This is a genomic window from Ilyobacter sp., assembly GCF_041583315.1.
GTDB lineage: Bacteria > Fusobacteriota > Fusobacteriia > Fusobacteriales > Fusobacteriaceae > Ilyobacter.
This window is the reverse complement of sequence record NZ_JBFHGC010000456.1, coordinates 1-2,370: the sequence shown is the minus strand read 5'-3', so window position 1 is coordinate 2,370 and position 2,370 is coordinate 1. Positions and strand designations below refer to the sequence as shown.

Below are 2,370 nucleotides of genomic sequence, written 5' to 3'. Positions count from 1 at the left end.
CCGGAAAGAAGTGGTGTTTATGAATTCCGGTGTTCAGTTCCGTGTGGAAGCGGGCATAAGAAAATGGGTGGATATTTAATTGTGAAATAATAAAAGCTGCTGGAATTCCAGATATCGTGGAGTAACAGCTATAAATTTGAGTCTGTTTCAAGTTTTGTGTAAACTATCAATTTTATAATGTAGAATTCAATTGATATTGAGGAGTAATGGCTATAAATGGCTATTACTCCTTCTTTTTTAGCTTAATGTTTAAATGAGAATATGTCAAGGAAAGAGCCTGTGTGCAGCCTCTTTCCAGTGAGTATAACTTTAATGTGGGATCTATTTTGGAAGTCTGTCCGCAAAATATATTTCCAGCTGCGAGTGGATGACACCCCATTCTCTCCTGCGCCCTGTCCATTTCTTTGTAATATCTATCATTGCCAGATAGAGAAGCTTTAAAAGGCTGTCATCTGTAGGGAATACAGACCTGCTTTTAGTTACCTTTTTAAGCTGTCTGTTAAAAGCTTCTATGGAGTTAGTGGTATAAATCAGCGTCCTGATCTCCTGAGGATATTTAAAATAGGTCGCCAGATTAGACCAGTTAGATCTCCACGATACTGCAATCTTGGGGTATTTCTTCTTCCATTTTTCTTCAAAACTATCCAATTCAAGAAGGGCTGCCTCTTCACTATGAGCTCGATAAACTTTCTTCAAATCAACCATTAGAGACTTAATATCCTTGTAGGAGACATATCTCGTTGTATTTCTGATCTGGTGGATGATACATTGTTGTATTTATGCTTTAGGAAAAGCTGAAGCGATGGCGCTGGAAAAACCTGTAAGTCCATCAACGCAGGCGATTAAGATATCTTCTACGCCTCGATTTTTTAATTCATTCATCTTGGTCAGCCAGAACTTAGCACTCTCAATTTCACCTACCCACATTCCCAGAACTTCTTTGATTCCGTCAAGATTAATTCCTATGGCTATATAGACTTCTTTCTTAGTGATCTGTCCTTCACTTCTAACGTGATAGTGAATTGCATCCATAAAAACCACTGCATATATACTCTCAAGGGGACGATTCTGCCATTCCCTGGCGATAGGAAGTATCTTATCAGTTATTCTGCTCACTGTACTGTCAGAGACTTCAAGACCATACAAATCAGAAATATGATCTTCGATATCACTGGTAGTCATTCCTTTGGCATACATGGAAATTATCTTGTCTTCAAGATCCCGGTCTATGGAAGATTATCTTTTTTTGACTATCTGAGGTTCAAAGGTTCCCTCACGGTCACGCGGTACCTCGATATTAATATTTCCATAATTACTTTTAAGCGTTTTGCTTGAGTAACCATTACGTGAATTATCAGTTTCTTTATTCTGGTAGTCGTATTTACCATAGCCTAGTTCACTTTCAAGTTCTCCCTCTAAGGCGACTTCAAGAACCTCTCCAACCATCTCTTTGATCAAAGAATTAAGATCATTTCCATCTTTAATAGGATTTAATTTGAGCAGCTCCCTGACTAATTCTTTTCTCTTTCTGTCTTCAGGGGATAAATTTTTACGATTTCTTTTCATACAAAAAACCTCCAGAAAAAATGTAATATGATTCTACATTATTTCTGAAGGTTTACACAAATTTTAGGATAGACTCATAAATTTCTATTACTCTTTCAAATTTACAAATTCTTCTAACTTCCTTTAAGGACTTATCAGGATTTGGTATGGTACATAGTGCGAGTATAATCACAACACAATCAAAAGTATGATCATCAAAGGGCAACTCCTCAGCTGAAGCAGAAATTATTTTAATGGTTTTATCACCAATCTTTTTTTAAGATTCTGTACTTAAAACTTCACAAGATTTTACAGCTATGACTTCACAGTTCCCATAAAACTTGAAGTTAGCTCCTGTTCCAGAGCCTAATTTTATAATTTTTCCATGTATACCCCTAAGAAGATCTTTTCTTTCCACATTCAATTTAATATTCTCCAGAATACTCATTAGTTTGTCATATAAATTAGCTTTCAATTTTACAATGCTCCCTTTTTTAGTTATTTTTAAAATCAAATCATTAAAATTTTTCTCTCTTTATAACCACGGAAGCCGTCGAGTAAAACAACTGTGCAAATATTGGATATAATTTTTTTATCGTTAACAGAACCTATTTTTTAAACTACCTGAATGCAAACATAGTGATAAAATGAGATGTTTATTTTATAAATGAGAAAAAAATTGTAAAAAGCTTAGGTTATTCTTGACAAATCAGAAAGAGAAATATATAATGGACATGTGAATAACTATTCACATGTTAAGAAGGATTATGTTTTTTGAACGCCAAAAAAGAATATGTAGTAACGAATCTTCATTGTACAGACTGT

2 protein-coding genes and 1 pseudogene are annotated in these 2,370 nt (G+C 34.7%); all 3 read right to left on the bottom strand.

The window, feature by feature from the left end; all coding sequences use genetic code 11:
- Positions 1–321: 321 nt before the first annotated feature.
- The 3 genes and pseudogenes from ABZA26_RS12850 to ABZA26_RS12840 all read right to left on the bottom strand — a co-directional run bounded on the left by ABZA26_RS12850 (position 322) and on the right by ABZA26_RS12840 (position 2,020).
- A pseudogene (locus ABZA26_RS12850) lies at positions 322–1,566 on the bottom strand (IS256 family transposase).
- Positions 1,567–1,618: 52 nt separating this feature from the next.
- On the bottom strand, positions 1,619–1,816 hold the full coding sequence (locus ABZA26_RS12845) for a class I SAM-dependent methyltransferase (protein WP_372714909.1): 198 nt from the start codon (positions 1,814–1,816) through the stop codon (positions 1,619–1,621).
- 6 nt (positions 1,817–1,822) lie between these two features.
- Positions 1,823–2,020 (bottom strand): hypothetical protein, encoded by a 198-nt coding sequence (locus ABZA26_RS12840; protein ID WP_372714908.1) that lies wholly within the window; start codon positions 2,018–2,020, stop codon positions 1,823–1,825.
- Between the last annotated feature and the right edge of the window lie 350 nt (positions 2,021–2,370).